The organism is Gilliamella sp. wkB108 (genome assembly GCF_001690195.1).
In the GTDB taxonomy this organism is placed as follows: Bacteria; Pseudomonadota; Gammaproteobacteria; order Enterobacterales; family Orbaceae; genus Gilliamella; species Gilliamella apicola_L.
In genome coordinates this window covers 169,883-195,563 of record NZ_LZGM01000078.1, presented here as the reverse complement: position 1 = coordinate 195,563, position 25,681 = coordinate 169,883, and the positions used below count along the sequence as shown (strand labels likewise).

The following is a 25,681-nucleotide window of genomic DNA, read 5'->3' as shown; positions in this document are numbered from 1 at the left end:
TTTCGGCGGTTAAATCTAATGTTACACCTTTTCCATATTGAGAATACACTTTGCTACCATTGATATTAATGATATCGTTAGCTGTCGCATTATAGATTTTCATTTTAAAAAATAGATTATCTGATGCGATTGTCGGGAAATTTTTATTTTTTTCCGCAATATTACGTGTTTGTATTTTAAAACCCTGCGACGGATCCCATTGGTGTGCCGGTCCTTTAAATTTATCCGCGCTCGGATTTAAATTCGGTTGCGCATAACACACATACGGAGGAAAAGTTGGTTTGATGTAATAAGTGTGAGAACTTGAAGTCAAACTACGATCCCGCGGGACACCATATTGGGTTTGAAGTGTGGTATTAGTCGCTTCAATTGTCAATGTATAAGGTGAATCACACGGATTTAATCTATCGGCTAAATTAATACTACTGGTTATATCTTGACCTGATACCGTTTTCCAGGTGAGTTTCAAATCCCCGGTTGCTGACGGATTTTTATCCCCATCTTCATCTAACCAATAGTTATAATTTTTCACCAAACTATCAAAACTGATTGAGGGATAACTGTTTGTGGGGATCAGAGTCACTACACTTGCAAATGTATCTGATTCATTCGGTAAAATAATTGGATTAGTTGCACTGGATGTTGTTGAAGGCGTAATTTTAGTGTTATCTGATAATGTCAGCCCTAAAAAATCATTCAGATTCAGCACCTTTGTTGCACCACTATCTAACGTATAATAAGGTGCAGTACCGTTGATTTCTCTTAACGTTGTTGCTGATAAGGCTTGTGCATTATTTAAGATAAGAAATGATGATAAAAATATCAGTTGAAAAAGACGGGTTCGCTTTAATCTACTTGCTCTTATTAAACCCAATAATCGGCTGGCTGGCTGGCTGGCTGGCTGGCTGGCTGGCTGGCTGGCTGGCTGGCTGGCTGGCTGGCTGGCTGGCTGGCTGGCTGGCTGGCCACATAACTATATTTTATCATAAAAAACCCTTGTATAAAACCCTTACCTTTTGTTTTTATTAAATTTTTACATTGTTCTGTGCTTCGTTTAGTCATAAAATAGCCTGAAGTTAAATATCTAACCCAACCACTTAATGATAAACTTAAGTTGAGATAATTATATAGATACTCTAAAAGCATTTCAAAAATTATGAGGAACATTTATGTAATGAAGTGTAAAGAATGAATACATCACTAACTAGCACATTTTTTCTTAATGGTTACGTAATAAAGTCTTTAACCAGATAAAAACTAAATCGAGATAATTAAAACTATCTAAATTGATTGTGTGATTAAATCTTACTCGTTTTTTGTTAACTAATAGCAAAGCAGTAATAATTTGCTATTTTAATTGATGACATAAATTGTAACGATTCTAAGTGCTAGGTCTAGGGTTATTTACATTAATTACTATTACAACTTATCTATAAAATAAAATGATTAAGTTCATCACCATATTGATGTTGTTTATTTGTACTTAATTAAAATCCTATCGTTTTATTTATATTACTATTTTTCTATTCTTTTTATAATTGTACAAAATATGCGCAAAAAACACATCCTATACAGGATGTGTTTTTACATTTTAATTTATTTAATGCCAATTTATACATGCTGCCCGTTGGCTGTACATGTTTGCAAATGATATATCTATATCCCCTGTTCCTGAGTAAACATTGAGTTGATCACCTACTTTACTTATGTCTGTTGTATAATAATCACCTAGTTCCCATTCACTGCCCGGATAATATCCTCCATAAAGATTGCCCCACTCATTCATTATGCCACCAACATATCCTATTGAAGTAAAATAACTAATCCAGCGTGTAAAATGATTATTTGGTGAATCACCAATATTCCAATCTGACTCCGCAGTATGAGTAGTTGCATTGGTCAAATCCCTGACACCAGCTAAACCATAATTTGTATAATAATTATTACAATAATCTAATGCTGAACTGTAAGGATGTGTTTGACCTGGTTTAGCAACAACCCAACGTGATATTTCGAATGTATATAAGATTTTTTGTTTGGCTTGATCGGCATAAATCGCAAACGCTGAATTTGAATATTCTCTTTCATTACCGTTAGATTTACTGTTTGGACCTCTGAGAGTAACACGTAAAGTATCATTACTTTCGGCGGTTAAATCTAATGTTACACCTTTCCCATATTGAGAATACACTTTACTACCATTGATATTAATGATATCAGCAGCTGTCGCGTCATAGATTTTCATTTTAAAAAACAGACTATCTGATGCTATTTTTGGGAAATTTTTATCTTTTTGATTAATATCACGTGTTTGTATTTTAAAACCCTTCGTTGGATCCCATTGGTGTGCTGGACCTTTCCAATTATTATCTCCTGGATCTAAATTGGGTTGCGCATAACACACATACGGAGGAAAATTCGGTTTGATATAATAAGTGTGAGAACTTGAAGTCAAACTACGATCCCGTGGAACACCATATTGGGTTTGAAGTGTTGTAGCTGTCGCTTCAATTGTCAATGTATAAGGTGAATCACACGGATTTAATCTATCGGCTAAATTAATACTACTGGTTACATCTTGACCTGATACCGTTTTCCAGGTGAGTTTCAAATCCCCGGTTGCTGACGGATTTTTATCCCCATCTTCATCTAACCAATAGTTATAATTTTTCACCAAACTATCAAAACTGATTGAGGGATAACTGTTTGTGGGGATCAGAGTCACTACACTTGCAAATGTATCTGATTCATTCGGTAAAATAATTGGATTAGTTGCACTGGATGTTGTTGAAGGCGTAATTTTAGTGTTATCTGATAATGTCAGCCCTAAAAAATCATTCAGATTCAGCACCTTTGTTGCACCACTATCTAACGTATAATAAGGTGCAGTACCGTTGATTTCTCTTAGCGTTGTTGCTGATAAGGCTTGTGCATTATTTAAGATAAGAAATGAAGATGATAAAAATATCAGTTGAAAAAGACGGGTTCGCTTTAATCTACTTGCTCTTATTAAACCCAATAATCGGCTGGCTGGCTGGCTGGCTGGCTGGCTGGCTGGCTGGCTGGCTGGCTGGCTGGCTGGCTGGCTGGCTGGCCACATAACTATATTTTATCATAAAAAACCCTTATATAAAATGCTTACCTTTTGTTTTTATTAATTTTTTACATTGTTCTGTGCTTCGTTTAGTCATAAAATAGCCTGAAGTTAAATATCTAACTCAACCACTTAACGATAAACTTAAGTTGAGATAATTATATAGATACTCTAAAAGCATTTCAAAAATTATGGGGAACATTTATGTAATGAAGTGTAAAGAATGAATGTATTACAAACTAGCTCATTTTTTCTTAATGGTTACGTAATAAAGCCTTTAATCAGATAAATGGTTAAATCGAGATAATTAAAACTATCTAAATTGATTATGTGATTAAATCTTACTCGTTTTTTGTTAACTAATAACAAATCAGTAATAATTTGCTATTTTAATTGATGACATAAATTGTAACGATTCTAAGTGCTAGGTCTAGGGTGATTTATCGAATTCGCTTGAAAACTTAATTGTTATTAAATTGTATTACATACAGTTTAATTAGTTTCGTATATACTTAATATTAAATAAATTTGATAGTTTTTTTTATTTATATATGTCATTTTTTGGAAGCTCGGATGAATAATAAACAAATTACAGTTGATTGTCATATCGATCGACAATATTTGATAGATTCTTATTATGCTCGATGGGGCAGTTTGGATGATGATTTTACACAAAAATTAGATGATTCAATCGCTAATAATATGCGTAATTTCACCTTCATTTTTGATGATGAAAAAATGGTAAAGCTGAACAAAGATAAAGATGAAATAAGCACTTTTTATTATTCACAGCTGTTTCAGATACAAGAAACCAAAAACGGGTTTATTTTTTTTAGCAATAACATGCGTTTTGATTTTCTGAGTTATGATCTGTTTAAACCAGCTGATTTAGTGGCTGTTAAAAAATATTTGGCTTCCTATTTGGGTAAAAACCAAGAACCGAAAATAGCGACAATTGAAGATTACGTGATTGACTATAATCGTATTTATACTTTATTTCGTTATCTATTAAGAAACATAACAAAATGCTATTTAATTTTATCTATTAACTTTCTATTTTTGGGGATCTTATTTGTTACAAGTAGTCTTTCTTCAGCTGCACTACTTTTCTTTCTTTCTTTTTTTTCATTTGTAATCTTTATAAATAATGCCAAAAATGGGGCAAAAGATTGTGTTTCATCGCTAAATGAGCGTTTTCGCAATATGACCTGTATTTTTTATGATGATCGTCTAGAATTTATTTTTAAGCAAAAAATATCCGTTTCTTATATAAAATATGATGAATTTTATAAAATCGAGAAGGCGCCAAAAGGTTATTCATTTTCCGTGCAAAAATATAGTGGTTATTTCTTTTTTTATGAAGAATTTACCGCAGAACAACGGCAAGCTTTGGAAGAAAAACTTAAGCAATATAAAAATTATTATCAGAAATGATATAAAGCAATTTTAAGCAATCCCACCCATTACTCGGTGGGATTATGATCTGTTTATAAAAAGGTAAAAATTTGTTCTTTAGGAAGACGTGATTTTGGTCGGTGAGCATTGCCATCATTTTCAGCTCGATAACCTAATGTTGCTACCACGATACTTTTTAGCCCTTTTTGTTTGAGACCTAAAATCTCATCCATTTTCGCTGAGTCATAACCTTCAACAGCAGTAGAATCAACACCAATTGCCGCAGCAGCAAATAATAATTGCCCTAATGCAATATAGGTCTGCTTACTTTCCCAACAAAGTTGTGCTTCAGATGTTGGACTATTGAGCTTAACGAAATAACGTCTACCTTGATCTTGAGCATGTTTAAGATCCTCAGAAGGGAATCGACCATCTTTATCTTCCTGATTAAGTAGATTGACTAAATGTGCATCATCTAAAGGTGTTTTAACACAAAAGACGATAGTGTGAGAAGAATCTGTTATCCGAGGGTGATTAAACTCAGCAATTGCAGGTAAAATTTTATTTTTGGCTGTATCATTATCAATCACAAAAAAATGCCAAGGCTGAGAATTAACAGATGAGGGACTATTTTTCAAAACAGTAAGAAGCTGTTCAAGCTTTTCGGCAGGGATTTTTTTTGTTTTATCGTAATGCTTGGTGGTATAACGTTGCTGTGAAATTTCGACAATATTCATGATTATGTCTCCGTAGATAGTGTAACTTCATTATAATTCGAAAAATGCATCACTCAACTTATTATTACAATATATTTTCTTAAATAATAAACCACAATCAAATTAGGTTTATTGTAAATAACACAATAAATAACGGTTTCTTTTATAGTATTATCATTTGCAATATATTATTACTATTATTAAATAATCATTGACACATTCAATATCATTTGGTAAAAATATCGTCAGTTTAATATTATCTTTTACACAATTAGAGATTTGCATGTTGATTAAATTATTAACTCTCCGACTCAACCTCCTCCTCGCAATATTTTGCGCGGATAGCTTGTATGTGGAGTAAAGTGATAGTTTTAGAGCAACTCGACAAATTAACAAGAACCCGCGCTAAAGTGCGGGTTTTTTGTTTTTAAAGCATGAAATTCCATGATAGCGCCACTAAGAAAGGAAAAACAATGAGCGATCAAGTCATAATTTTTGATACCACATTACGTGATGGTGAGCAGGCATTACAAGCAAGTTTAAGTGTTAAAGAAAAGTTACAAATTGCTTTAGCATTAGAAAGAATGCGAGTTGATGTAATGGAAGTTGGTTTTCCGGTTTCATCACCTGGGGATTTTGAGTCAGTACAAACCATTGCTAAAACCATAAAAGATAGTCGTGTTTGTGCGCTATCCCGTTGCATTGATAAAGATATTGATGTTGCCGCTGAAGCATTAAAAGTTGCTGATCAGTTTCGAATCCATACCTTTATGGCCACATCTAACTTACATGTTAAAGATAAATTAAAAATGACATTTGAAGATGTTGTTGAAAGAGCAATTCATTGTGTCAAAAGGGCGCGTAATTATACCGATGATGTCGAATTCTCTTGCGAAGATGCTGGCCGTACTCCAATTGATCATTTATGCCAAATAGTAGAAGCCGCAATCAAGGCTGGTGCTACGACAATCAATATTCCTGATACTGTTGGTTATACCGTTCCTTATCAATTTGGTGGCATTATCCGTACTTTATTTGAACGCGTGCCAAATATTGATAAAGCGATTATTTCGGTGCATTGCCATGATGATTTGGGAATGTCGGTAGCAAATTCAATTAGTGCTATCCAAGAAGGTGCAAGACAAGTTGAAGGTGCTATGAATGGTTTAGGTGAACGTGCGGGTAATACGGCTTTAGAAGAAGTCATTATGGCGATAAAAGTCCGTCAAAATATCTTAAATGTTCACACTAATATTAATCATCAAGAAATTTACCGAACCAGCCAAATTGTCAGCCAAATTACTAATATGCCCATCCCCGCTAATAAAGCCATTATTGGCAGTAATGCTTTTGCTCACTCTTCGGGGATTCATCAAGATGGAGTATTAAAAAACCGCGAAACATACGAAATCATGACGCCAGAATCAATTGGCCTGAATCAAATTCAATTGAATTTAACTTCACGTTCTGGGCGAGCAGCCGTTAAACATCGTTTAGAAGAGTTAGGTTATCATGATAATGATTATAATTTAGATCAGGTGTATGAAGCATTTTTAGAATTAGCTGATAAAAAAGGCCAAGTGTTTGATTATGATTTAGAAGCGTTAATTTTTATCAATCAATTAAAAGATGAAAAAGATCACTATGTTTTAGATTATTTTAACGTGCAATCAGGATCAACTGTGGTATCAACCGCCTCAGTGAGCTTATTAATTGGCGATCAAAAATTCTCAGATGCCGCAACCGGCAACGGACCAGTTGATGCGGTTTATCAAGCTATAAATCGCATAACAGGAGAACCGATCTCAATTGTAAAATATCAATTAGCAGCTAAAGGACAAGGTGAAAATGCTTTAGGGCAAGTCGATATTGTTGCCGAATATAAAGGACGTAAGTTCCATGGCGTTGGATTAGCTACTGACATTGTTCACTCGTCAGCTTTAGCATTAGTGAATGTATTAAATAATGTTTATAGAGCAAATCAGGTCGCTCAAGAAAAACAAAAATTACATCATGATTAATATTAACTATTGTTTCGTTGCTTTAATAATGAAACGATTCAAATTAAATTAGATTGTTAAGGAATGAATATGTCACAAAATTACCATATTGCAGTACTTCCCGGTGATGGTATTGGTCCAGAAGTTATGAAGCAAGCCTATAAAGTGCTTGATGTTATTCGTCACAAATATAATCTTGCTATTACCACCAGTGAGTATGATGTTGGCGGTGCAGCTATTGATATTCATGGTTGTCCTCTACCTAAAGAGACGCTTGAAGGATGTGAGAAAGCTGATGCCATTTTATTTGGTTCTGTTGGTGGTCCAAAATGGAGCAATTTGCCACCGGATCAGCAACCTGAACGAGGGGCTTTATTACCATTACGTAAACACTTTAAATTATTTGCCAATATGCGCCCTGCTCGCTTATATCAAGGTTTAGAAGATCTTTGCCCACTAAGAGCTGATATCGCTGCACGTGGATTTGACATTCTATGTATGCGTGAACTAACTGGTGGTATTTATTTTGGTTTACCTAAAGGACGTGAAGGTTCGGGAGCTCAAGAGAGAGCTTTTGATACTGAGGTGTATTACCGTTTTGAAATTGAACGAATTGCTAAAATGGGATTTGAGGCCGCTCGGTTGCGTCGTAAAAAAGTCACTTCAGTTGATAAGGCTAACGTGTTACAAACTTCAATATTATGGCGCGAAGTGGTAACTGAAGTAGCTAAAAATTATCCAGATGTAGCTCTTGAGCATATGTATATTGATAATGCGACTATGCAATTAGTTAAAGATCCTTCACAATTCGATGTGGTTTTATGCTCTAATTTATTTGGTGATATTTTATCTGATGAATGTGCCATGATCACCGGTTCAATGGGTATGTTACCGTCAGCAAGCCTTAATGAACAAGGTTTTGGTTTATACGAACCCGCAGGTGGTAGTGCGCCTGATATTGCAGGGAAAAATATTGCTAATCCTGCAGCACAAATTTTGTCGTTAGCACTGTTAGTTCGTTATAGTTTAAAACGTGATGATATTGCTTCAGCAATTGAGGCTGCTGTAAATCAAGCATTAGAAAAAGGTTATCGTACTATTGATCTTACCCAAAAAGAAAAATCAATTTCTACTGATGAAATGGGCGATATAATTTGTAAACTAATTTAATGGTAGGAGTAGTTTTGACCTTATATTGAAGCGTTATTTTAAATAAAATCTCAATCGAGATTTATTAATATTTTTCTGCTTTTGGTTAAAACCTCTGATCGCAAACAAATATCATTATAGTTAGTCCTTAGTACCAGCTGTAAAATAAAAAGGAATCTGCAATGTCAAAAACACTGTATCAAAAATTATATGATGCGCATATTGTTTATGAGGCACCTAACGAAACGCCCATTTTATATATTGATCGCCACTTAGTCCATGAAGTCACTTCACCACAAGCGTTTGATGGTTTACGCGCTATGAATCGTAAGGTTCGCCAACCACATAAAACATTTGCAACCATGGATCATAACACTTCAACCAAAAGTAACGATCTGAATGCTTGTAGTGAAATGGCGCGTATACAATTAACCGAACTAGCTAAAAATGCCCAAGAGTTTGGCGTGTCATTATATGGTTTACAAAGCCCATTACGAGGTATAGTCCATGTAGTAGGACCAGAACAAGGGATGACATTACCTGGTATGACCATAGTTTGTGGTGATTCTCATACTGCGACACATGGTGCTTTTGGTGCTTTAGCATTTGGTATCGGAACCTCTGAAGTTGAACACGTTCTTGCTACACAGACACTAAAACAAGCTCGAGCCAAAACCATGAAAATCGAAGTAAAAGGACACGTCGCAAAAGGAATTACAGCAAAAGATATTATTTTGGCAATTATCGGTAAAACAACTAGTTCCGGTGGTACTGGGCATGTAGTTGAATTCTGTGGTGATGCTATTCGATCTTTATCGATGGAAGGTCGGATGACTTTGTGTAATATGGCGATTGAGATGGGTGCTAAAGCTGGTATTATAGCGCCAGATGAAGTGACTTTTGAATACTTAAAAGGTCGTCAATTTTCACCAAAAGGTAAAGATTTTGAGGAAGCGGTTGCCTACTGGAAAACCTTAAAAACCGACGAAGGCGCTCATTTTGATACAGTAGTTACTTTAGAAGGTAAAGATATTGCACCACAAGTTACATGGGGTACAAATCCGGGTCAAGTGACCTCAATTGATGCAGCTGTACCAAATCCTAATGACTTTACTGATCCTATTGAAAAACACTCTGCTGAACGTGCGTTAACTTATATGGGATTAACCGCGGGTACCAAAATGACCGATATTAAAATCAATAAAGTATTTATTGGTTCATGTACCAATTCACGCATTGAAGATCTACGTGCTGCTGCAAACGTCGCAAAAGGCCGTAAAGTTGCTCAAGGTGTACAAGCTTTGGTTGTTCCAGGTTCTGGGCCGGTAAGAGAACAAGCAGAAGCTGAGGGATTGGATAAGATCTTTATTGATGCTGGTTTTGAATGGCGGTTACCGGGTTGTTCAATGTGTTTAGCGATGAATGATGACAAATTAGCGCCAGGTGATCGCTGTGCGTCAACCAGTAACCGTAACTTTGAAGGTCGCCAAGGCCGTGATGCCAGAACGCATTTAGTGAGTCCTGCTATGGCAGCAGCTGCCGCTATTACTGGCCATTTTACTGATATTCGCAAACCATTTTAAGGAGACTTGTCATGGCTAAATTTACAAAACATACCGGGTTAGTCGTTCCTTTAGATGCGGCTAATGTTGATACCGATGCTATTATTCCTAAGCAGTTTTTACAAAAAGTCACACGTTCGGGTTTTGGTAAACATGCGTTTCATGAATGGCGTTTTCTGGATGATGCGGGTGAAAAACCGAATCCCGAATTTGTTTTAAATAAACCTCGTTATAAAGGTGCTAGCATTTTATTAGCACGTGAAAATTTTGGCTGTGGTTCATCACGTGAACATGCACCTTGGGCCTTAGCTGATTATGGTTTTAAAACCATTATTGGCTCAAGTTTTGCCGATATTTTTTATAATAACTCTTTTAACAATCAATTATTGTTAGTCAACTTATCAGAAGAAGATGTTGATGAATTATTCAAAATAGTTGAAGCGAATGAAGGAATCGAATTTACTATCGATTTGGTCAATGAGGTGGTTATCGCAGGTGACAAGCAATATTCATTCAAAATTGATGCATTTAAACGTCATTGTTTATTAAATGGTTTGGATAATATTGGATTAACGTTACAACATGAAGATGCTATCAATGCTTTTGAACACAAAATTCCAGCTTTTTTAGCGTAACTAATATATAGGGTGCGTAAAATCACCCTTAAATGAGATATCTAATGACAACACATCACGACAAGGTAAAACAACAATTTGGTGAACAAGCAAATGCTTATTTATCCAGCAAAGTTCATGCACAAGGTCCCGATCTTGAATATTTATCGAACTTGCTTTCTAACTATCCTAATGCGGATTTATTAGATATGGGGTGTGGGGCTGGGCATGTTAGTTTTGTTGCGGCTAAACAGGTTAAAAGTGTGACGGCCTATGATCTTTCTGATGAAATGTTGTCAGTCGTTGCAAAAACAGCGCAAGAACGCGGTTTACTAAATATTGCCACTAAACAAGGTTATGCTGAGCATCAACCTTTTGAAGATAATCAATTTGATATTATTACTAGTCGTTATTCAGCTCATCATTGGCAAGATGTTGGGCAGAGCTTGCGTGAGCTAAATCGTGTCACTAAAGCTAATGGTAAATTGATTATTATGGATGTTGTTGCACCGGGACATCCCGTATTAGATGTTTGGTTACAAACTGTTGAAGCATTACGAGATACGTCACATGTTCGAGATTATACCCCAGGTGAATGGTTAACATTTTTAACCGAAGCAGGTTTTGCTATAGAAAATCTTCAGCGTCATCGTTTAACGCTCACTTTTGCTAGTTGGGTTACCCGAATGCGAACGCCTGCTTTCTTAGTTGAAGCCATCAAAATTTATCAACAAACAGCCTCGAGTGATACTAAGCGCTATTTTGAATTGCAACCTGATGGCTCATTTACAACCGATATGATGATTATCGAAACACGAAAAGTGATCTGATCTTTATAATTAGGTTGCAACTCAATAAGGGATATTTCGGCTAACTATAACTGTTTGCGTTGGCTAGAAGGCGGTATAGCTAATGCTTCACGATATTTGGCTACTGTTCGGCGAGCAATAAGAATTCCTTGTTGTTCAAGCATAGAAACAATCTTACTGTCGCTTAATGGTTTTTTGCTATCTTCACTGGAAATATATTTTTTAATCAATGCGCGAATTGCGGTAGACGAAGCTTCACCACCAGAATCAGTATTAACATGACTAGAAAAGAAGTATTTTAGTTCAAATATACCACTTGGACAATGTAGATATTTTTGTGTTGTAACACGTGAAATAGTTGATTCATGCATTTCAATCGCACTTGCAACATCAGACAAGATCATCGGTTTCATCTGTTCAGTGCCATATTCAAAAAAGTCTTGCTGATGTTCGACAATAAATTGACTTACCTTCAGTAACGTTTCATTACGATTTTCGATACTTTTGATAAACCAATTCGCGTCTTGCAGGTGTGAACGAATATATTGCCCATCACTTTCATTAGCAAATTTTTCCATTGCTGCATATTGTTGATTTATGCGTAAAGTTGGTACTGTGTCATTATTTAATTCTACAATCCATTTCCCATCTTTTTTTTTCACAAGTACATCAGGCGTAACATAATCAGGTGGTGTGGTATTGATAGAATCACCGGGATACGGTTGAAGATGTTGAATAAAATTAACTGCTTCTTTTAACTGCTCGTCATTGGTATTTAAGAGTTTCTTTAAAGTTCTATAATCACGACTGGCTAATAAATCGAGATGATTATCAATAATTTGTTTCACTAATAATGGTGGATTTAAATATTGGATTTGAATTGATAAACACTCTTGTAAATTTCTTGCTCCAACACCAATAGGATCAAAATGCCAAATTCGTTTCAATACAGTTTCAACTTCCTCAAGTTCAATCTGATCATTACCCTGTTCTTCCAATATTTCTTGCGTTGAAACAGTCAAATACCCTCGCTCATCAATGGCTTGGATAATAGAAATTGCAATAGCTCTATCTGTTTCACTAAAAGGAGTTAAATCAAGTTGCCATTTTAAATAGTCAAACAGTGTTTCATGAGTTTCACCTTGATAAATAGGTAATTCGTCATCACGATAATCTGAACTTGTTCCTGATGGTGTACCGGCGGTATAAATATCATCTAAAGAAGCATCTAAAGGAATATCGTCTGGAATATTTTGACTGTCTAATGCTTCACGGGTATCAATCTGTTCATCAACTTCATGTTGTTCAACATTGATTTCATCATATTGATCGGCGACTTCAAGTAAAGGATTATTTTCAAGTGCTGTTTGAATTTCTTGCTGCAATTCTACAGTTGACAACTGGAGTAATCGAATTGCCATTTGCAATTGTGGCGTCATCGATAATTGTTGCGAGACTTTCAGTTGTAAACTAGGTTTCATCATAATCTAAATTCATTGCCTAAGTAAACGCGTTTAACATATTCGTTACTTAAGATACTTTTAGGTGTACCTTCTGCAATCAAGTGTCCTTTGTTGACAATATAAGCTCGTTCACAAACATCCAGAGTTTCACGTACATTATGGTCAGTAATTAACACACCAAGCCCTCGATCGCGAAGATGTTTGATAATATTTTTGATATCAATAACCGAAATCGGATCAACCCCTGCAAAAGGTTCATCAAGTAAAATGAATTTAGGATTAGCGGCTAAAGCTCTGGCAATTTCAACTCTACGCCTTTCACCACCTGATAAGGATTGACCTATATTGTCACGAATGTGAGTGATATGAAACTCTTCAAGTAGCTCTTCAGCACGATTTAGTTTTTCATTTTTATCAATATCACTGCGTGTTTCTAAAATCGCCATAATATTTTGAATAACTGATAGTTTTCTGAAAATTGAGGCTTCTTGAGGTAAATAACCAATCCCTTTTTTGGCGCGTTCATGTAATGGTAAAATACTAATATCATGATCATCCAAAAAAATCTTACCTGCGTTTAATGTCACAATACCGACAACCATATAAAAAGTAGTTGTTTTACCGGCGCCATTAGGACCTAATAATCCGACAATCTCACCAGAATTAACTGTTAAACTAACGTCTTCAACAACTCGCCTTTTTTTATATACTTTGGCCAAATTAACCGCTTTTAATATCGACATATTATTTGTTTATCTCTTTAACTTGATTTGGGTAGATAGTCGTTTTAACTCGTCCATTTTTACCTGGTTTGGCGTCAATTTGTTCTCGATCTACATAGTAAGTGATCAGTTCACTTACTATGTGATTATCCTGTTGAAATAATTCGGCTTTACCTTGTAATAGTACTGTGTTTTGTTTCACATTATAAATAACTTGCAAAGAATGACCGGTAACCACCATCTTTTTCTCAGGTATTACTTGTTTAAAATGAACTGGTTTACCATAAGCGGTAATTTTTTGTTTTGCAGAATCTTGCATATCAGTAATTACTACTTTATCTGCTTTAATGGTTAAACCCTCTTGAACGATATTTACATTACCTATAAAGGTGATCACATTTTTATCAATATCAATTTGTTGATTGTCCGCATCGATAGCAATAGGTTTATTATTAATCAGTGTTTTTTGTTCTGGGGTAGTTGGGGATGATTGCATAACAGGCTCATCTGCAAAACAGCCAAATGAGAAAGATAGCAATAAAAATAACGGAAAAATAACCTGTTTGTGCGATCTCATGTTTTATTTTGCCTCAGTATTATAAAATGTTTTTATATTTTCAAGTATGTTAGCGGTTTTTGCACGCAAATCACCAGCTAAGCCAATACCCGTGGAATAAAATCCTGTACCATTAATTATAACCGGATCTTTAGATGTGACGTGCTGTGTATTTAAATCAACGACAGCATTGTCGGTTTCTACCTGTTTTAATTGCGCATCAGGGGTTAAATTATCTAATTGAACATCTTGGTAAAGGTAAATTAGTTTATCATTAGTTAATGTCGCTTTTTTTGCTTGAATATGCCATGCCGCGATATGATCTTGATCATAAATTGTAAAATGAGGTGATTCAAAATCAGTATTATTCGAATCGTCGAAATGCTTAACTTTATCAGATTCAATTTTATAAATAATCTCGCCCTCTAGATCATAGATATAGGTTATCATCTCATCACTCCGATAAACAGGTTCATCAGATAAAGATGCAGTAGAATATGTTCCTAACTCATCATCGTTTTTTTGATAATTATAGTAAACACCAACAACAATGATAATTAGTAAAATACAAATTAAATTTTTTTTACTCATAACCTAAGTTAATTACCTAGAGAAAGATTATTATTTTAAAGTACAACGCATCCAGCCATTTTACTGTATTTTTTATTAAATTAATATCTGACTTTGAAAGAAGTTAAATCCTCTTGTATGGCTGATTGACAAATATTGATATGAGTTATACGTGATGAAACAGGTCCACCTTGCTCAAGCCATTGCGTCAACTTTGCTATTTGTAAACTATCGCCTTGAGCCACAATTTCTACATCGCCATTATCTAAATTTCTAACATATCCTACCAAACCAAGCTTTAAAGCTTGTTGGTGGGTAAAAAAACGAAATCCCACTCCTTGAACTCGTCCTCTAACATGAATTTTAATTTGTTCTATCATATCTTAATCCCCACTCATTTTTAATCAGCTATCACAAAATGATATAACGGTTGATGTTTTAGACAAACTAATAAATAATATCTTCACGAATTTTAACTTAATTGTATAATTTATTTGAATTGATGCATTAAATATTTATTAATATCTATGGCAAAAGTATGTTACTAAAATATAAAAAAAGTTTATTACTCTTTTTAGTACTTTCGATTGTTGGTTGTTTTTCCTTTTATCAGTTTGTTTATCCCGATCTCTTTGTTGATAAAAGTAAAATTGGTCAAGTTATCGATCAATTTAATGGCGTTAATGTTTATTACAATGGCAGTACCGGTAATGTTAGTGGCCGTAATGTCACCTCAGATGGATATAATTTAGGTCAAAAATATCAATGTGTTGAATTTATTAAACGTTATTACTATGAGCGTTTTAATCATAAAATGCCGGATAGTTACGGTCATGCTAAAGATTTTTTTGATGCATCCATTGCCGACGGACAAATCAATCCCAAACGTAATTTGTTGCAATTTACCAATGGTTCATCTACTAAACCTCAAGTTGAAGATATTATTGTGCTAGGTTGGTCTAGATATGGGCATGTGGCCATTATCAGTAAGGTGAGTGATAACGAAATTGAAATCATACAACAAAACCCAGGACCTAATGTAAGTAGTCGTGCCACCTACGCACTAAGTTTTAGCAATGGTTTATGGAAGATTGATAGCTTTCGAGTTTTAGGATTTTTACGCAAACTTTAGCTTTAAATAATTTAGGTAAGTTCTATACAATCTAATCGACAAACCATTCTGTTTTTTGCTGTGATACAATTTTTATTGTTTGCAAAATAGTCGATAAATGCTCGTGTTGTGCAACAGCAGCAAGTTCTGGATCATGTTTTTTAAGTGCAATAAAGATATTTTCATGTTGCTTAACCAGATCTTCTGGTGGAGAGATATGTTCTAAAGAAATAAATCTTACTCTATCCATCATCGCTTTAATATTTTCAATGCTTTCCCATGCCATTTGACAGTCAATGACATTCATCAGGATCTGATGAAATTCATCATCTTTTTCCAGAAAATAACGAATATCTTTGCGTTTATTAGCCTCTTTTTGTTCATCAAGATTCTTTTGTAACAATAAAATATCTGATTTTTTAATTTCCACCGCAACACGTCGAATAATCGCGCATTCCACTGCATCTCGAATAAACTGACCATCAATAACCTTTTTGACTGATATTTTAGTAACAAAAGTTCCACGTTGAGGAAGAATTTGAACCAGACCTGCTTCAGCTAATTTAATGAAGGCTTCTCGAACTGGCTGCCTTGAAACGTTAAATTGGCTAGAAATTTCTTTTTCTGATAGAGAAACACCCGGTAATATTTGGCATGTGATAATGGCTTTTCTCAATGTTTGATAGATTTGTTGATTAACAGGCTGAGAAATATTTAACTCAATAGATTTAAACATATATCATTCTTACATAAGAAATTAAATTAGCAAGAATAGTAGGGTATTTTTATTTATAAGAAAAGTCTTTTATATAAAATACACTTAAATAATATCAGGTTTTATTATTAATATATTGGCTAAAGCTCAAAGTGTAACAAGGTTATTAATTGTTACACTTTGTTATTTAATTTAGAGCGATTGACATAAGCGTGCAACTGTCTTTTTGGCTCCGATATCCCGTAATGATAAGTAAGCTTTAGTCACTTTATCAATAAAATACTGGTTATGTGATAAGTCTTCACCAAAAACATGATTTAATGATAATAAGGCTGTAACACGTTCTTGATTATCTTGGCTTGCTAAGACTAATGCTGTCAATTTATCAACCGCAGGATCACTTATATCAATGGTATTACCTGCATCATCCTTGCCACTTACATAGCGCATCCATGCCGCCACACCTAGTGCTAAACAATCAAATGACGTTTGATTGGCTAAATGGAAACGAATAGAATCAAGCATTCTCTGTGGTAGTTTTAAGGTTCCATCCATAGCAATTTGCCAGGTTCGATGTTTTAAACCTGTATTACGATAGCGTTCAAGTAATGTGTCTGCATAGACTTGTAAATCGACGCCTTTAACTCGTAAGGTCGTTGCTTGTTCTTGTAGCATTAAATGTCTGGCTGCTTTTACATAATTCGGATCTTGCATACATTCATCAATATGCAAATACCCCGCCAAATAACCTAAATAAGCAAAAAATGAGTGACTTCCATTTAACATGCGTAGCTTCATCTCTTCATAAGGCAACACATCATTAACGAGTTCTGCACCTGCTTTTTGCCATTCAGGGCGTCCTGCTACAAAATTATCCTCAATAACCCATTGTTTAAAAGGTTCGCCAGCCACTCCAGCAGGATCTTCAATTCCACCTAGTTGCTTTTGAATTTTTTGCATTGTTTCAGGCGTAACTGCAGGTACAATACGATCAACCATTGTCGATGGAAATGTGACATTTTGATCTATCCAATCAGCTAAACTTGGATCACGCTGCTTAGCTAATGCTAACACAACATTACGCGTCACATGGCCGTTTTCCGGCATATTATCACACGACATCACTGTAAAAGGTTTTAAACCCATTTCTTTGCGTAGGCGCAGCGCTTCAACAATGACACCCGGTACTGTTTTAGGTTGAGTTGGATTTTCTATGTCATGTTTAATTAATAAATTATTTGTATCAATTGACGCGCTTGCTGGTAAATAGCAATACCCTTTTTCTGTCACAGTTATAGAGACAATGGCAATTTCGGGACGAGTCATCACTGCTAATATTTTAGTTATACCATCAACATCAGCATGTAATGCTTCTTTAGCCACACCAACAACTCGAGTACGCCAGTTATCATAAGACATTTCACAAACACTAAATAAAAAATCTTGTGCTTTTAAATCCTCTATTTGCTTTTCACCACCAATTAAATTAACTTCACAATATCCCCAGTCACTATTATATTCAGTGGCAAGAATATCGGCGAATACAGCTTGATGAGCGCGATGAAACGCACCAAAACCAAGATGCACAATTTTGGTTTTAAGGTTGCTTCTATCATAGGTTGGTACAACTACCTCTTTAGGTAGTTGTGATATAGTTTGATTTGATAATCTCATTTTAAATCTCGATTAAATATCAGTTTAAGACAAATTAATAAACTTATAATATTATTACTTACTAATCCATTGTTGATACTCTTTCTTAATTTTATTTGGTGCTGTTTCAGGTAATAACGCAATACCAATAACAGATAAAATACCTAAAACTCCGACATACAAGGCTAAACCCGTATAGTGTCCATTATACATTTGTAATATTTTTACCGCACAAAGTCCTAAAATGCCACTACCTATCAAAGACCCAACCTGCCAAATTAATGCTATGCCGCTACAACGAATTGCTGTCGGGAATAACTCAGGGAAGAATGAAGCTTGAGGGGCATAACACATTGCATGTCCAAAAGGTAGCACCACAATCATGGCAATTTGAATTAATAGATAATTTTGGGTATTTATCATAAGGAAGAACGGAACAATAAAAATCACTTGAATAAGTGCGCCAATAATATAAACCCTTTTCCTTCCCCATTTATCTGATAATGCTCCCATAAGAGGAATTGCAAAAATCTCAAGGACTACCGCAACGATTATTGCATCGAGAACATAGTTTTTATTTAAATTATTAACATTAACATAAGCTAGTACTATAACGGTGAACATTGCAAATGAACAAGCTTCAATAAGTTTTGCTCCAACGCCTTTGATCACAATACCTGGATAATTTTTCATGACATCTTTCAAAGGCATTGAAGATTCAACCGCTTTGGTCTGCCTAATTTCTTCAAACACCGGTGATTCATCAATGCGCAAACGAATAAAAAGACCTATTATGACTAAAAGCAAACTTAATAAAAATGGTATTCTCCAACCAAAACTTAGCATTTGTTCACTAGAAAGTATTGAAGTTAATAAAGCAAATAGAGCCGAAGGTAACAAGAAACCTAATGGTGCGCCAATTTGAACCCAACTTGAAAAAAATCCACGTTTTTTAGGTGGTGAATATTCTGCAGTCATAAGTACGGCACCAGCTTGTTCCCCACCGACACCAAAACCTTGTAAAACACGAATTAATATAAGAATAAATGGAGCCCACCAGCCAATAGATTCATATGTTGGTAGTAAACCTATTGCAAATGTGCCTAACCCAACAATTAAAATTGTAATGACCAGTGCTTTTTTGCGCCCTACTTTATCCCCCATATGACCAAAAACAATACCACCAATTGGTCTTGCAAAAAATCCAACTGCGTAAGTGGCAAAAGCGGCAAGAGTACTAATAAATGGATCATCACTCGGAAAAAACAGTTGACCAAAAAATAATACTGCTGCGGTACCATACGCAAAAAAATCATAATATTCCGCAGCAGTACCAATTGATGAAGCAACAGCTACACGTTTTATTACCTGACGCTTTTCTTTTTCTTGAATAACTTCTGAAGTTAACATACTCATTCCTTTAATTAATTTATTTTAAACAAAAATCTACCAATTCCATAACGTTCCGTCTTCCAGACGCGCAATAGGTAAGTAAGCTGGGTTATATGGATATTTTTCAGCTAATTTTTCGTCGAAATCGATACCGAGTCCCGGTCTGTCACTTGGGTGCATATAGCCGTCGATAAAGGTCCAATTGGGTGAAAAGACTTCAAGCATTTGTTCTGAATATCCCATAAATTCTTGGACACCAAAATTAGGTACCCACATGTCAAAATGTAGTGCTGCGGCATGACAAATTGGTGATAAGTCAGACGGTCCATGCGAACCAGTTCTTACTTGATAGAGTGCTGCAAAATCGGCAATACGTCGCATATGAGTAATACCGCCAGCATGTGTAATCGTGGTTCGGATATAGTCGATAAGTTGTTCTTCGATTAGTTGTTTACAGTCCCAAATACTATTAAATACTTCACCGACAGCAATTGGCGTGACGGTATGTTGACGAATGAGACGGAAGCACTCTTGATTTTCGGCTGGTGTCGGATCTTCCATCCAAAAGAGACGGTAATCTTCTATACTTTTACCAAATCGAGCTGCTTCTATTGGCGTTAAGCGGTGATGCATGTCATGAAGCAGGTGTTCATTAAAACCAAACTTATTACGAACAGCTTCAAATAATTTGGGTGTAAAATCGAGATATTTATCTGTTGCCCAAAATTGTTCTTCTGGATAGTTGCCTCGTGTTGCCGGTTCATAAGCCAAATTTTTACCTTTACTTTGACCATAAGTGGTTTTCATTCCAGGAACACCACATTGCACACGAATCGCTTTAAAACCCATTTCCTTATGTTTGGCATAATCATCTAATGCTTCATCAATGCTTGCTCCTGTGGTGTGACAATACACCATAACACCAGTTCGCGATGCGCCACCTAATAATTGATATAACGGCATATTGGCGAGTTTGCCTTTAATATCCCAAAGCGCCATATCTATTGCTGAAATCGCTGACATAGTAACCGGACCGCGTCGCCAATAAGCTCCTTTATAAAAATATTGAAAAATATCTTCGATTTGTTGTGGATCGCGTCCAATAAGTTGAGGACAAAGATGATCTTTAAGATAAGATACAACCGATAACTCGCGACCATTGAGCGTGGCATCACCTACACCATAAACGCCTTCATCAGTTGTGATTTTTAATGTGACAAAATTTCTTCCCGGACTACAGACAAAAACTTCCGCTTTTACAATTTTCATTTAATACCTCTTGTTATGATTTTATGGCATCACAAAAATAAAATATTAAATACTACCATACAAGTAGAGTTGTATGTTTTTGTGACAAAAATCACAAAAAGATCACTACGATGTAAAGAAGTTTCAGGAAAGCATAACGTTTAAATATAAAATAGTAGGATGAAGATCATTATTAGCTAATAATCTCTTTTTAAAAGTGTTGTTGATATAATAGAATTTGTGCCTTTCCTTCGATTGGACTTAATGTTGTATCGAATGACTAACTTTAAATATAGAACAGGTAACATTTTGATACTATTAATTGATAATTATGATTCTTTTACCTTTAATATTTACGATTATTTAAGTCGTGCAGGCGCACACATCAATGTTATCAAAAATGATGAAATGGCAATTGAGCAGCTAAAGCAGTTAACGTTCTCTAAAATTGTCATCTCGCCTGGTCCTGGAACGCCAGATAATGCCGGTATTTCTCTTGCTGTAATTGCAACATTTGCTGGTAGTTGCCCTATTCTTGGCATTTGTTTAGGGCATCAAGCAATCGCTCAACATTATGGATATACCATTGGTAAAGCCGCTATGCCCATGCATGGGAAAATTGATGAGATCACTCACGATAATAAGGGATTATTTACCGGCATTAAAAATCCACTTAGTGTAGTACGTTATCACTCTCTCATTGCCTATGATAATTTACCTCAGAGTCAATCACCAATGATTGTTACCGCCAGAAATAAACAAGGATTAATTATGGGATTACGTCATAAAAGGTTACCAATTGAATCAGTACAGTTTCACCCTGAAGCGATTAAAACAGAGTGCGGGCTTCAAATGATTAGTAATTTTGTGAATGAGTACCATTAGTATGAAAATTTATATTGATTTTGAAGGTCGACATAAATACTTCCACGATCCAATTAAAGTGTTAGTATCAGACGATTATACGTCTATTAAGCGATATTTAGATGAGATCGAAAAGTTTACAAAACAAGGCTATTATGCGGTTGGTTATCTTGCTTATGAAGCAGCCATGGCACTAAATAAGTCTTACAAAACAAAAACAATGGAACAGAATGATCATAAATTACCACTATTATTATTTGGTATTTTCGAAACGTATTCTACGGTTGAACCTCTCCCAAAGAATGATTACATTGCGCAATCTGTTAACTTAACTTGTGATACCACTATTGATGAGTATAATCAGAAGATCGCCTTTATCCGTTCTCAGATTGAGTCAGGCAATACTTATCAAACCAACTATACTATTCGATTTACGGCTCCTTTTGATGCCAATCCTTTCGATTATTATAAATTTTTACAACAAAACAATCATGCTAACTATTGTGCTTATTTACAATTTGATGATTATTATATTTTGTCAATTTCACCTGAACTTTTTTTTAAGCTGGAAGGTGAAACAATCATCACAAAACCGATGAAAGGTACAACTAAAAGAGGTGTTAATAATCAGGAAGATAAGCATCAATTAGAACTTTTATTATCTGAAAAAAACCAAGCCGAAAATATGATGATTGTCGACTTATTACGTAACGATTTAAGTCAAATCTCACAAACTGGATCCGTTAATGTACCGAAGCTTTTTACCGCAGAAAAATACCCTACTGTTTGGCAATTAACTTCAACAATAGAAGGAAAACTAAAGCAAAATGTCAGCTTATATCAAATTTTTCAAGCATTATTTCCTTGTGGTTCGATAACTGGCGCACCGAAAACCAGTACCATGAAAATTATTGCCGAAATGGAAAACTCAAGGCGAGGAGTTTACTGCGGAACAATCGGTTATATTGAACCATTTATGCATAAGGCAACATTTAATATTCCTATTCGTACCTTAACTATACATAATCAACAAATATACTATGGTGTTGGCGGTGGGATCACTTGGGACTCGACATCTCAAGATGAATATAATGAAATTCTTGCTAAAACAGCTATGCTAAATCGTACCAACGCATTTCCAAAGCATCTGCTTGAATCGATTTTACTTGAGAATGGTCAGCTGTTTTTACTTGATGAACACTTAGCTAGATTACAAGATTCTGCTCACTATTTCGATTTCCAATGTGATACTGATTCAATTAAATTACAACTTATCAGTGATGCCAAAGCGTATAGTCGTGGTTGTTATAAAGTTAGAGTATTACTATACCAAAATGGTTTTTATACTCTTTGCTATCAAAATCTAAATAGTCCCTTGTCAATTACTGAAATCGCTTTTGCTCCGCAATGCGTGGATAGTCATAATGTTTATTTATATCACAAAACCTCAAATCGTGAACACTTCCCTGTTATAACAACCGGTAAAGAGTATATTAATTTTAACCAAAATGATGAGTTAACCGAATTTGTCAACGGCAATATCGCGTTATTGATTGATCATCAATGGGTTACTCCTGATCTTAGTGCCGGATTATTGGCTGGAACCATGCGTCAATTTTATATAGATCATGAGCAATTAGTTGTAAGAAAAATACTAAAAGATGAGCTATTATCTGCTGAAAAAATAGCTTTTATTAATAGTGTTCGTAAATGGGTCGAAATTGATGATAAGATCTTTAAGCAATTTAAACTACAATTGAGTTAAATAAAAACATTCCGTGTATATATCAACGGAATGTTTTTTAGTGATTAATGTTTAATGGATTTGGCAAAATCTTGTTCTTCATCCTGCCAACCTTTTGATAAAGCCTTAACTAAGGCATCATAACCATTATCAGTTAATGGCACATGTCTATCAAATGTCTTGGTTTGAATACTGTTTTTACTATCTGTTACCACCCAACGTCCTTTGATAATCGCATCTCCCGTATAACTGCCATGAAAACCATCAATAAATAGTTTAACGGTATAAGTTGGTGTGGTAATGGATTTATTGGATACTAAGTAGTTAGGTAAAAAGAGTGTCATATCCTGCATTAACCGATCCGCTAATTGTTGTGAAAGAGTTGAAACCCATAGATTTTGGGTAGCAGTCGTGTACTTAATATTCTCTGTTTGTAGCACAATACCCGGAGTATTTAAAAAACTCGCCACATCAATCGTCTCTATCCAGATAAAATGATTAGTTTTTTTCATTGTGTGAGAGGGTTTATTCGTCAAGTTACTGGTTAATTGAAAATAATTTTTACTCGGTTCATTGGATGAACACCCTATTAAGGTAGTAAATAATGCCATTAACATAACCATAAATAGTTTTCGATGAAATACTCTATTCATTATTTTTTACCTTTAGTTTTAGTTTTAGCTTTTGGCTCCACATCCTGCTTCGCTGGTGCAGAAAAAATCAACGCATTACTTTTATCATTGAGTGTATTAAGTAATGGAGTAAGTTGATCCATCATTTGTTGAACTTTCTGCAAACTCTCAGTCATCTGATTATTGAGATCTGAACCAGGTTGGAAACTTTTCATAGTTTCGTTTAAATTCCGTATGGTTTTTTGCAGTTCTTTCGGCATATTTTGCATCTCTTTGCTTGCCATAATCTTATTTAACGAGTTCATTAACTTTTCACTTGAAGCTAGAGATTTATCTAATTGTGTTACTGCGCTGTTAAGTGGTAAGTTATTGAAATTATCAAGAACTTGTAAAATTTTTGCTTGTATCTGTGCAAATCCGGTTGAAGTAGTTTCAATGGTATCGTAACCATACATTTTAGCTTGAGATGGATCATATTTATCTTTTTGGTTCGGATAAAAATCTAAATCAATATATAGCGCGCCTGTAAACATATTAGAGGTTTTTAATGAAGCTCTTAAACCATTTTTCTGTTCCTGAATAATTAACCCTGCAATATCTATTTTTTCTTCCACCAATTCAGATAAGCGATCTGGTTCAATTTTGATTAAAACAGGGACTTTTTGATTTAATATGGATGAATTTTTTAACATTTCTGCGGTATAAAATGGCACTTTACTCACAGTACCAAGTCTTATACCATGATACTCAACAGATGTCCCTTCCGTTAAACCTGATATTGAGTCAGAAATCATAATAAGGAATTCTTTATAATTAGTATACTGTGATTCCTGAATGGCTTTTTTATCCTCATACAATTTATACACAGCATGCTGTTGTGCCGGTGCACCTAATTTAGCTCCTTCTGGTATATCGAAACTAATTGCACCTGTCATTAATACATCTAATGAAGGAAAATCTAAACTAGCACCATGTGAGGACAAAGATAAATTAATACCACCTTCTTTCCAAAAGCGCACATTTTGTGTGACTAATACATCATACGGTCTGGTGATAAAAATTTGATATTTCATTTTACGAGCTTCAACATCAAAATCAGAAGTTTCAACATTACCAACTCGATACCCATGAAACATCACAGATGCACCTCTTGGGATAACATTATTTTGGTCACTTTCTAAGTTTAAACGGATACCTTTGATGCTTGGATCGGATAACGGCGGTGTATCTGAAAGTATAAAGGGATTATTTTTAAAGCTATGGGTATCATTTCCCGCGACGAGTTCGATATAAACACCCGATAAAATCGTACTTAAACCAGTCACTCCATCACGACCAATTTCGGGTTTCACTACCCAAAAGATTGAATCGTTGTGAAGAAGAGGATCCATATCATTATAAATGCGACCTTTAATTACAACTTGTTTATAATCATCGGATAACGTCACTTCATCGACAATACCGACATCAACACTACGATTTTTAATCACCGTTTTACCCGCTACAATACCGCTTGCATCTTTTGCCAGTAAAGTAAATGAAGTTCCTCTATCAGCAAAATGAGAATAGATAATCCAAAGGCCAACAACTAAAGTCACAATTGGAATAATCCATATTGCTGAAATGGCTCTTATTTTAACTATTTTTGCTAATCTACGTGATGTTGCCATAT

Annotated in this window: 24 protein-coding genes; 9 read left to right on the top strand and 15 right to left on the bottom strand. The window is 34.9% G+C overall.

Annotated elements, in window-relative coordinates; translation table 11 throughout:
• The 3 genes from A9G11_RS08780 to A9G11_RS14805 all read right to left on the bottom strand — a co-directional run.
• Positions 1-874: hypothetical protein (locus tag A9G11_RS08780; protein ID WP_141674388.1), on the bottom strand; the 874-nt coding region annotated here is incomplete at its 3' end.
• Positions 865-987: a hypothetical protein gene (locus A9G11_RS14210; RefSeq protein ID WP_255308537.1), complete on the bottom strand. Its 123-nt coding sequence runs from the start codon at positions 985-987 to the stop codon at positions 865-867. The genes A9G11_RS14210 and A9G11_RS08780, both read right to left, overlap by 10 nt.
• Before the next feature lie 613 nt (positions 988-1,600).
• Positions 1,601-3,100, bottom strand: a complete 1,500-nt coding sequence (locus A9G11_RS14805) for a hypothetical protein (protein WP_065619224.1) — start codon at positions 3,098-3,100, stop codon at positions 1,601-1,603.
• 567 nt (positions 3,101-3,667) lie between these two features.
• Here A9G11_RS14805 and A9G11_RS08765 point away from each other — a divergent pair.
• A complete protein-coding gene (locus A9G11_RS08765) occupies positions 3,668-4,528 on the top strand; it encodes a hypothetical protein (protein ID WP_065619223.1) in 861 nt (286 codons plus the stop codon).
• 53 nt (positions 4,529-4,581) lie between these two features.
• Here A9G11_RS08765 and nfsB read toward each other — a convergent pair whose 3' ends face one another.
• Entirely contained in the window at positions 4,582-5,226 is a 645-nt protein-coding gene (gene nfsB, locus A9G11_RS08760) for an oxygen-insensitive NAD(P)H nitroreductase (RefSeq protein WP_065619222.1), read from the bottom strand.
• Positions 5,227-5,678: 452 nt separating this feature from the next.
• Here nfsB and leuA point away from each other — a divergent pair, with 452 nt between their 5' ends.
• From leuA to A9G11_RS08735, 5 genes are all read left to right on the top strand, one after another.
• The gene (leuA, locus tag A9G11_RS08755) at positions 5,679-7,226 is read left to right on the top strand and encodes a 2-isopropylmalate synthase (RefSeq protein WP_065619221.1); all 1,548 of its coding nucleotides are present in this window, start codon (positions 5,679-5,681) and stop codon (positions 7,224-7,226) included.
• A 69-nt stretch (positions 7,227-7,295) separates the two neighbouring features.
• A complete protein-coding gene (leuB, locus tag A9G11_RS08750) occupies positions 7,296-8,375 on the top strand; it encodes a 3-isopropylmalate dehydrogenase (protein WP_065619220.1) in 1,080 nt (359 codons plus the stop codon).
• A gap of 161 nt (positions 8,376-8,536) precedes the next feature.
• Positions 8,537-9,937 (top strand): 3-isopropylmalate dehydratase large subunit, encoded by a 1,401-nt coding sequence (gene leuC, locus A9G11_RS08745; protein WP_065619219.1) that lies wholly within the window; start codon positions 8,537-8,539, stop codon positions 9,935-9,937.
• 11 nt (positions 9,938-9,948) lie between these two features.
• Positions 9,949-10,551 carry a 3-isopropylmalate dehydratase small subunit gene (gene leuD / locus A9G11_RS08740; RefSeq protein ID WP_065619218.1) on the top strand — a complete coding sequence of 201 codons (603 nt, stop codon included), beginning with the start codon at positions 9,949-9,951 and terminating at the stop codon, positions 10,549-10,551.
• Between the two features lie 44 nt (positions 10,552-10,595).
• Positions 10,596-11,360, top strand: coding sequence for a class I SAM-dependent methyltransferase (locus A9G11_RS08735; RefSeq protein WP_065619217.1), 765 nt, complete (start codon positions 10,596-10,598; stop codon positions 11,358-11,360).
• Between the two features lie 44 nt (positions 11,361-11,404).
• Here the strand turns inward: A9G11_RS08735 and A9G11_RS08730 are convergent, their stop codons facing one another.
• The 5 genes from A9G11_RS08730 to yccX form a co-directional block, all read right to left on the bottom strand.
• Positions 11,405-12,820: an RNA polymerase factor sigma-54 gene (locus A9G11_RS08730; RefSeq protein ID WP_065619241.1), complete on the bottom strand. Its 1,416-nt coding sequence runs from the start codon at positions 12,818-12,820 to the stop codon at positions 11,405-11,407.
• Positions 12,820-13,545 carry an LPS export ABC transporter ATP-binding protein gene (gene lptB, locus A9G11_RS08725; protein ID WP_065619216.1) on the bottom strand — a complete coding sequence of 242 codons (726 nt, stop codon included), beginning with the start codon at positions 13,543-13,545 and terminating at the stop codon, positions 12,820-12,822. The genes A9G11_RS08730 and lptB overlap by 1 nt, the downstream gene beginning before the upstream one ends.
• A 1-nt stretch (position 13,546) precedes the next feature.
• On the bottom strand, positions 13,547-14,101 hold the full coding sequence (gene lptA, locus A9G11_RS08720) for a lipopolysaccharide transport periplasmic protein LptA (RefSeq protein ID WP_081298496.1): 555 nt from the start codon (positions 14,099-14,101) through the stop codon (positions 13,547-13,549).
• Positions 14,102-14,104: 3 nt separating this feature from the next.
• Positions 14,105-14,671 (bottom strand): LPS export ABC transporter periplasmic protein LptC, encoded by a 567-nt coding sequence (lptC, locus tag A9G11_RS08715; RefSeq protein WP_065619215.1) that lies wholly within the window; start codon positions 14,669-14,671, stop codon positions 14,105-14,107.
• 80 nt (positions 14,672-14,751) lie between these two features.
• Positions 14,752-15,030: an acylphosphatase gene (gene yccX, locus A9G11_RS08710; protein ID WP_065619214.1), complete on the bottom strand. Its 279-nt coding sequence runs from the start codon at positions 15,028-15,030 to the stop codon at positions 14,752-14,754.
• Between the two features lie 158 nt (positions 15,031-15,188).
• Here yccX and A9G11_RS08705 point away from each other — a divergent pair, with 158 nt between their 5' ends.
• Positions 15,189-15,782, top strand: coding sequence for a CHAP domain-containing protein (locus A9G11_RS08705; protein ID WP_065619213.1), 594 nt, complete (start codon positions 15,189-15,191; stop codon positions 15,780-15,782).
• A gap of 31 nt (positions 15,783-15,813) precedes the next feature.
• Here A9G11_RS08705 and A9G11_RS08700 read toward each other — a convergent pair whose 3' ends face one another.
• From A9G11_RS08700 to manD, 4 genes are all read right to left on the bottom strand, one after another.
• Entirely contained in the window at positions 15,814-16,497 is a 684-nt protein-coding gene (locus tag A9G11_RS08700) for a GntR family transcriptional regulator (protein WP_065619212.1), read from the bottom strand.
• 171 nt (positions 16,498-16,668) lie between these two features.
• Positions 16,669-18,150, bottom strand: coding sequence for a mannitol dehydrogenase family protein (locus A9G11_RS08695; protein ID WP_065619211.1), 1,482 nt, complete (start codon positions 18,148-18,150; stop codon positions 16,669-16,671).
• Positions 18,151-18,204: 54 nt separating this feature from the next.
• On the bottom strand, positions 18,205-19,545 hold the full coding sequence (locus tag A9G11_RS08690) for an MFS transporter (RefSeq protein ID WP_065619210.1): 1,341 nt from the start codon (positions 19,543-19,545) through the stop codon (positions 18,205-18,207).
• A gap of 30 nt (positions 19,546-19,575) precedes the next feature.
• Positions 19,576-20,790 (bottom strand): D-mannonate dehydratase ManD, encoded by a 1,215-nt coding sequence (manD, locus tag A9G11_RS08685; RefSeq protein ID WP_065619209.1) that lies wholly within the window; start codon positions 20,788-20,790, stop codon positions 19,576-19,578.
• A gap of 288 nt (positions 20,791-21,078) precedes the next feature.
• On the opposite strand from manD, the gene A9G11_RS08680 reads away from it, so the two are divergent.
• Entirely contained in the window at positions 21,079-21,654 is a 576-nt protein-coding gene (locus A9G11_RS08680) for an anthranilate synthase component II (RefSeq protein ID WP_065619239.1), read from the top strand.
• A 1-nt stretch (position 21,655) separates the two neighbouring features.
• Positions 21,656-23,398, top strand: coding sequence for an aminodeoxychorismate synthase component I (pabB, locus tag A9G11_RS08675; protein WP_065619208.1), 1,743 nt, complete (start codon positions 21,656-21,658; stop codon positions 23,396-23,398).
• A 44-nt stretch (positions 23,399-23,442) separates the two neighbouring features.
• On the opposite strand, the gene A9G11_RS08670 is transcribed toward pabB, so the two are convergent.
• Both A9G11_RS08670 and pqiB read right to left on the bottom strand, forming a co-directional pair.
• Positions 23,443-24,030 carry an ABC-type transport auxiliary lipoprotein family protein gene (locus tag A9G11_RS08670; protein ID WP_065619207.1) on the bottom strand — a complete coding sequence of 196 codons (588 nt, stop codon included), beginning with the start codon at positions 24,028-24,030 and terminating at the stop codon, positions 23,443-23,445.
• Positions 24,030-25,679, bottom strand: coding sequence for an intermembrane transport protein PqiB (gene pqiB / locus A9G11_RS08665; protein ID WP_065619206.1), 1,650 nt, complete (start codon positions 25,677-25,679; stop codon positions 24,030-24,032). Before pqiB ends, A9G11_RS08670 begins: the two co-directional genes overlap by 1 nt.
• Positions 25,680-25,681: the final 2 nt, after the last annotated feature.